Source organism: Halorubrum salipaludis (assembly GCF_002286985.1).
Taxonomy (GTDB): Archaea; Halobacteriota; Halobacteria; order Halobacteriales; family Haloferacaceae; genus Halorubrum; species Halorubrum salipaludis.
The window spans coordinates 107,346-113,587 of the sequence record NZ_NSKC01000011.1 but is presented as its reverse complement, the minus strand read 5'-3'; the positions used below and the strand labels follow the sequence as shown (position 1 = coordinate 113,587).

Here is a 6,242-nt window from a genome sequence, read left to right as displayed (position 1 = left end):
CTGTCTCTTACCCATAACTCAAGCTCACCGAGAAAAATTAACCAAATTAAGACTAGGATAATCGGATTAGTCAGGAAAACAGCACTTCTGAGGTAAGCTCACAGGATTCGAGTTGGGAGACAGGCTGGAAGACTTGAGGAAGGTCTGAATCCACGGTGAGTTTGGCTGAATGAGCGGCCCGGCGCTCATTCAGCACCGAGTTCGTAGCCTTCTGCCCACATGCGGAGCTTTTGAAGCCCTTTCCACATCGTCTCCCAGCCTGGAGGAGGATCCGAACCGCGGTCTAGATACCCGCCTAGCTTTGCCACATGTACCGCGTAGGCTTTCCCGCTTTGGCCGCGCAGTTCTGGAAATTTCGTTTCCAGAACTGCGCGCTCGGCCTCGCTTAACAACACCTCTGGACCAACCGAATCTTCTCCGCGGGCTAGCTCTCGTAACTCCAAAACCTTCCACGCAATCACTGAGTACACGCTCAGCAATACCTCCATCCGCTCCCACGTCTGGAGTTGTCGATCTTCGATCTCACAGCCACTCTTCAGTACTTTGTGCCACTCTTCGATCCGCCATCGAAGGCTGTAATACTCGATTACGGTCAGGATATCTTCAAACGTGTCGACCGATTCAGTGGTGAGTAACACCCACTGAATCGGCTCGTCAGCCTCGCTCACTTCATCCACTCTCACCACATTCACTTCGGTGGATCCTTGCTGATTCGGATTATTTCGCGGTGCGCGCAACTCACAACTTCCTGCGGTGATTGAGACTTCGGCTGTTCTAGCTTCTCGTCCACCTCCCTGTTGAATCTCGATGGAGTGGCGACCTCGCTCGGCGAGGTCGCTACTCCAGTCGAAGAGTTTCCCAGCCTCGCCGCTCTCTGTCAAGATGCGTCGATTCTGGTTGGCTCGAACGACGAAACCAGCGGTGGCGCTCTCTTTGCTTAGCTCCTCGTACAACGAGAATGCATCCCCACCTCGGTCATGGACAAAGATCGGATGCACGTCTTCAGGAAGCCATTCGGCGGCTTCCCTATCACCACGCAGCCACTTCTCGTGCTCATTCTCAAGCGGAATCGGGTCGTCTCTGCCGTTTGTGCTGTAGGTGGCACCTGCCTGTTGGTCCTCGACCAGCACCTGCTGGTCGATGACCCCCGTCATCTGCTGAGTGTCCGGACGGATACCAACTGAAGTGTGTAATTTGACGCCTTCTACGTCAATATCTGCGGAACTAATATCGCCAAGACCGTCCTTGGCTGGGTGGCGGGGAAAGGTGAGATACGTCGTGTCGGAGACGACCAACAGCTCGTCTCCGCCACTCACCCGTGATCGCTGTGCCTGCTTGTGAGCCTCGCAGGCTGCAGGGATGGACTCGGCAGGTGAACTGCCGAGTTCATCCCCAAGTTGAACCAGTCGATCAGTCAGACGCTTATCTCCAAACTCTGCTGAACGGAACTCTGAACGAATCCATCCCGAGACATCCATGTCACACAGCTGTCCATCCCCATCGAGATCTGGTCTCCAACTCCGTGAACAACCCCCCATCTTCCAGTCTCAGTTCGTTAACTCCGCCGTTAGAACTTGTGGGTAAGAGACAGGTCTTTAGGCGGGGGTTAAGCGGACAATAGCCTACACCACCATCGACGACGCCACGGCCGGATTTCCAACAGTTTCATGGGCAGTATTAACTCCCTGTTTGACTACAGTGTGTAACACGGATGAAGACCACACGGCACGCGAGCTACAACCTCAACTACCACATAGTGTGGTTGCCGAAGTACCGTCAATCGGTACTCGTCAACGAGGTCGCCAGCCGTGTGAAAACCATCCTCCACGAAATAGCCGACAGCAAAGGCGTCGAAATTCTTGACCTCATTGTTCAGCCCGATCACGTTCACCTGTTCGTCAGTAGTCCACCCAAGAACGAACCGGCGCTCCTCGCCAACTGGTTCAAGGGCATCTCCTCGCGCAAGTACAACCACCAATACGCCGACCACGACGGCGAGAAAATCGGATGGGTGCGAGGCTACTACGCAGCGACCGCCGGGCACGTTTCGAGCGAGACTGTCGAGAACTACGTCCAGCAACACCAGGAGGGCGGTTCGTGACCAAACTCACGAAGACGCTCGAACTCAAGCTTGTGGATCCGAACGCCCACAAGCGGCGGAAACTCCGAGAAACGCGAGATGCCTACCAGCACGCCCTCCAAGACGCCTTCGACGCCCGATGTACCACGCAGACCGAGGCGAACGATGTGGTGGTCAACTACGACCTGAGCGGGTACGCGAAGAACGCGCTCAAAAAGTACGTCCCACAACTCACGACGACGTACAACGCGGGCGAACTTCACGACGACCACCCTGTCCGCTTCACGAACGAGGGGCTCCGGCTCGACCACAAGCCCGAGAACGCAATCGAGTGGTACGTCAAAATCCCGCACCACGAGGACTACCACCTCTGGATGCCAGCCCAGCCGAACCCCGAACAGCGGGACTGGCTCGAAGCGTTGAATGCTGGCGACGCAAAGATGGGCGAGAGTCGGCTGTTCGAGCGGGGCGGGACGTGGTATCTCCACGTCACCGCCACTCGCGACGTAGAGGAACCTTCCGAGGTATCCGCCGAAGAACGGACGCCCATCGGAGTAGACATCGGGGAAGCGTCACTCGTCACGGTGTGTCACCGCGACGATCACGATTCTCCGACCGCGCCCGAACTGTGGGCCGACGAGGGCAAAACGGTCCGCCGGCTCCGTAAGACCTACTTCACCGCCAAGCGCCGACTCCAGACGCGCGGAAGCGAACGTATCGCGGAGTCGTTCGGTGACGACCTGTGGAACCAGATCGACGACGTGTTCCACCGGGTCACCCGCGAAGTCGTGGAGTACGCTGAGTCCGTCGAGAATCCTGTTCTCGTTCTCGAAGACCTGACTTACATCCGGGAGTCGATGGACTACGGCGAGTACATGAATCGGCGTCTCCACGGATGGGGATTCGCCAAACTCCACGCACAGATACGCTACAAGGCCGTCGAGAAGAGCATCCCCATCGAGACGGTGAACCCGCGTAACACGTCGAAGGAGTGTCACGTTTGCGGTGAGGTAGGATACCGCCCGCGACAGGCGACGTTCAAGTGTACGAACGACGCTTGCTGGATGGGCGAGTACCAAGCGGACGTGAACGGCGCGATAAACATTACAGACCGCTACCTCAGCGGAGAGAGCCATTCAAGAGAACACACGAATGGCGATGACTCGGCTGAGGATGGGGGGCGTTTGACCGCCCCACAAGACAGCCACGCCGATGCTGAGACCCAGCAAGAGACGCGTGGAACGTATGCGTCTTGAAACCTTAAGGCCGTGCTCGGCCTGAAATCCCATGGTGGGATTCCCGCGACTTTAGGCGCGGGAGGAGGTCAAGTCGGGTGGTTTAGTTTATTCCTCTGGTCCTTCGAGCTCCATCGCTAGTGCTTCGAGTTCGTCTACTTCATCAATCACTGCTAACCACTGGTCCGGGAGCTGAGACGCGCCAAATCGGGCACCTGCGATGGCACCTGTGATTGCGCCGATCGTATCGGTGTCTCCACCTCGGTTGACGGCTGTCACAATTGCTTCCTCGGCGTCTGTGGTATGTAGCCCATCGTGGAGTGCTGTCTGGAGTGAGTGGATCACGTAACCCGATGTCTCCAGCAGATCGGGTTGATCGCCACGTGCCAGTGGCCTAAGCGCGGCAGTCAGTTCATCCGGGGCGCTTGCGTCGACGTAATCAAGAGCGTTCCGTAACGGGTTGTCGACATCGTTAAGAAGGCCAGCAAGTGTGAGATTCAAAACGGCGCAACCGTAGGTACACCGTGGATCTGCGTGCGTGATCTGTGAAGATTGTCGACTCACTGTGACAAGTCGCTCCCAGTCGGTTGCGTATGGTATCGCGAGCGGTGGACACCGCATCACACTCCCATTGCCTGCGTTTTGGCCTTCAGGACTAGTCTCCCAGACGTGCTGGCCAGCCTCGTTCCAGTCATCGCCGTGTTTGAGTCGACTCAACGACTTCATGGTCATCCGGCCGATATCGAATGGGTCACTGTCGTACCAATCGACAAATCGAGACGCGATATCTTCTGGATCGAACGCTTGCTGCTCAACAAGACTGCGGGCAATACAGAGCGCCTGCTCAGTGTCGTCGGTGATTGTTCCCGCCGGCTGGTTCCACGTCCCATGGCCAATCATCTCGTCGAGTTGACCGTGCTCGGTCGCAATTGAGGATGCCGACGAGAACTCAACCGGTCGGCCAAGCGCATCCCCACACGCCAACCCCAAGAGGATCCCACGGGTTCGATCTGAATCCATGCGTAACTCAACTCTGGCTCTTATGGAAAAGTGTGGGTTGGTAGATCCGTTTCATAGCAGCCATTTTTAGGCTGCTTGGGGCACCTTGTGTGTCGCCACGTCCACGGTCAGGCGTCGACGAATTCGCCGAGTGAGTGGTTCGGGCTATTACTGTTCCATTTGCCGATTTGGATGAGCTTGAACGCCTCTAGCGAGGCGTCGATCGTGTCGGCGATTTGCGTCTGGATCGCGGGTGGAAGACTTTCGACGGGAATCGCAGTGAGCGCATGCTGAGTGAGGTGGTAACTGGACGCGAGGTTCGTCGGAGCGATGATAATCACGCTTGCCCCGTCGACGTCGGCAAGTGCGAGCTGAGCATCCCGATACTGGTGGACGGTCGCATCCAGTTCTTCAACGGGAAAGAGGTCGTCAGCAGCACCGTATTCAATACTTGTCCCTGCTGAATTGTAATGTCCTTTGAGCATAATCAAGTCTTAATATATGTTCTACAAACATTAGTTTTGTGGTCGATGAGGCGCTGTTCTCCTTCACTACGCGCCATGCTCTTCGCATGATCCCGAACTCTAGATTCGAAGTCGTCTGTGTCCGAGCGATGAGACGCTGACTCGTGTGCTGGACACAGTATTAGTAGCGTGCTGTAATGAACGACGAAAGGACGTGGTTGAACTGCTCAGGCTCTTCAAGGAACGGACAGTGACCACTATTGGCGAAGCGTTCAAGCTGAGCGTCAGGTGTATTGTCGGCAACGTATTCGACACCACCATTTTCTAGCATCGTTTCGTCTTCACCAAGACACACGAGGGTAGGAACATCCACATCGGGGACCGCCTCCCGATAGTCGCGTACTGATTGGTCGAAGAGAATTGCGCTCGTGATTGAGGGAGGAACTCGTGTGATCTCATCGAAGAGCATCTGTTCAACAGAATCTGGTTCATCCACGAGCATCTCGTCAATAAGGGACCACGCCAACTCGTGTGGGTTGGTTTGTGCGAGCTCCATGAGTCCACGAAGTTCGTCAAAGCCGAATACACCGTGCTCGTAATCTTCCTGTTCAAGGTCGAGTGGCTGTTGTTCGACGCTCACGAAGCCCCGGAACCGGTCTGTCCCAAACTGGCGGACGTACTCCCACGCCACAAGCGATCCCATTGACCACCCGACAAGGACAACGTCAGAAAGATCCTGTGCGTCAAGGAACGCTTCCAGGTCACGGGCATACTGTGGGAGTGTATGGCCCGTTTCGGTCTTTTCCGAGCGACCGTGTCCTCGAAAATCGAGCGTGATCAGCTGATGGTCATCGCTGAGCGACTGCTGTTCGCTGAAGAATCGGCTACTCATTAACACGCCGTGGAGGAAGACAACTGGTACTCCGTCTCCATCTGATTCGTAGTACAACTTCGCCCCGTTGACCGATTCCGTTGGCATATTGGCAGATATGTCTAATAGCTGTTAGCTGTTATGGGGGTGACGTATTCAGATACGATCGTTGTACCACGCGAGCGTTTCACCGAACTGTAACCCATCCGTCGGCACCGAGAATTCAACACTCGTCTCGGAGAGTAGCGGTGTGAGTTCTTCATGGTAATCTCGTCCGGCATGGAAGACGAGCCGATTCCCGTCGCCAAGCAGGCCTTCTTCGCGTAACTGTTCAAACACAGTTTCTGCCCACTCCCGTTTTGTATCCACAGACGCACCGCTCAGCGTCTCATCGTACGGCTCGATTGGCTCCCCGTCGGGATCGAGTAAATGGTGTTTCGCAGAGAGGATATACCACGCATCGTGATTCGCTTCAACGTACTGGCGAGCCTTTCTGAAAAACGCCGACTCGAGATACAGATCCCTCGGTTTCGCTGCCTCCTCGCGCTTACTCTTTGTACAGCTGACGAGCCCGACTTCCATACAGGGCTGTT

The 6,242-nt window shown here is 55.8% G+C and carries 7 protein-coding genes; 2 read left to right on the top strand and 5 right to left on the bottom strand.

All coding sequences use genetic code 11. The features are described from left to right. Window positions 1-185: 185 nt before the first annotated feature. Window positions 186-1,538, bottom strand: a complete 1,353-nt coding sequence (locus CK500_RS15345; protein WP_095638070.1) for an IS4 family transposase — start codon at window positions 1,536-1,538, stop codon at window positions 186-188. 173 nt (window positions 1,539-1,711) lie between these two features. Here CK500_RS15345 and tnpA point away from each other — a divergent pair, with 173 nt between their 5' ends. Together tnpA and CK500_RS15335 are read left to right on the top strand one after the other, a co-directional pair. Continuing rightward, on the top strand, window positions 1,712-2,101 hold the full coding sequence (gene tnpA, locus CK500_RS15340; RefSeq protein ID WP_094533748.1) for an IS200/IS605 family transposase: 390 nt from the start codon (window positions 1,712-1,714) through the stop codon (window positions 2,099-2,101). Then, the gene (locus CK500_RS15335; protein WP_094533746.1) at window positions 2,098-3,336 is read left to right on the top strand and encodes an RNA-guided endonuclease InsQ/TnpB family protein; all 1,239 of its coding nucleotides are present in this window, start codon (window positions 2,098-2,100) and stop codon (window positions 3,334-3,336) included. Before tnpA ends, CK500_RS15335 begins: the two co-directional genes overlap by 4 nt. Before the next feature lie 87 nt (window positions 3,337-3,423). Here the strand turns inward: CK500_RS15335 and CK500_RS15330 are convergent, their stop codons facing one another. The 4 genes from CK500_RS15330 to CK500_RS15315 all read right to left on the bottom strand — a co-directional run bounded on the left by CK500_RS15330 (window position 3,424) and on the right by CK500_RS15315 (window position 6,231). Further along, a complete protein-coding gene (locus CK500_RS15330) occupies window positions 3,424-4,335 on the bottom strand; it encodes an ADP-ribosylglycohydrolase family protein (protein ID WP_095638069.1) in 912 nt (303 codons plus the stop codon). 107 nt (window positions 4,336-4,442) lie between these two features. Further along, window positions 4,443-4,799: a hypothetical protein gene (locus CK500_RS15325; protein WP_095638068.1), complete on the bottom strand. Its 357-nt coding sequence runs from the start codon at window positions 4,797-4,799 to the stop codon at window positions 4,443-4,445. Between the two features lie 160 nt (window positions 4,800-4,959). After that, complete coding sequence (locus tag CK500_RS15320; protein WP_095638067.1) at window positions 4,960-5,757, bottom strand: alpha/beta fold hydrolase; 798 nt, start codon at window positions 5,755-5,757, stop codon at window positions 4,960-4,962. A gap of 48 nt (window positions 5,758-5,805) precedes the next feature. Continuing rightward, on the bottom strand, window positions 5,806-6,231 hold the full coding sequence (locus tag CK500_RS15315; protein ID WP_095638066.1) for a DUF6884 domain-containing protein: 426 nt from the start codon (window positions 6,229-6,231) through the stop codon (window positions 5,806-5,808). Between the last annotated feature and the right edge of the window lie 11 nt (window positions 6,232-6,242).